Here is a 298-nt window from a genome sequence, read left to right as displayed (position 1 = left end):
TCGCGGACGGCGGACCGGCCGCCTCGGCCGGCCTCCAGCCCGGGGACGTGATCACGAAGATCGGGGACACCCCGGTCGACTCGCTGAACTCGCTCACCACCGCACTGGCCTCGCTCGCGCCGGGAAGCAAGGTCACCGTGACCTACAGCCGGGACGGCAGGAGCACCACCGCCGAGGTCACCCTCGGCACCCTGGCGACGCCGTAGGGCGTCCACCGGCCCCCGGACGGCGGGCGCCCCGCACACCGCGCAAGGGTTGGCGGGGGTCGCCCGCCGTCCGGGCTGTGTTGTCGCCCGCT

Annotated in this window: 1 protein-coding gene; it reads left to right on the top strand. The window is 75.5% G+C overall.

Annotated elements, in window-relative coordinates; genetic code table 11:
- A partial coding sequence (locus BI06_RS22265; protein ID WP_043470827.1) for a PDZ domain-containing protein occupies positions 1–206 on the top strand: 206 nt, incomplete at its 5' end.
- Positions 207–298 lie beyond the last annotated feature (92 nt).

The sequence above is a fragment of the Kitasatospora sp. MBT66 genome, from assembly GCF_000710405.2.
Taxonomy (GTDB): Bacteria; Actinomycetota; Actinomycetes; order Streptomycetales; family Streptomycetaceae; genus Kitasatospora; species Kitasatospora purpeofusca.
This window is presented reverse-complemented; position numbering and strand designations above follow the sequence as displayed.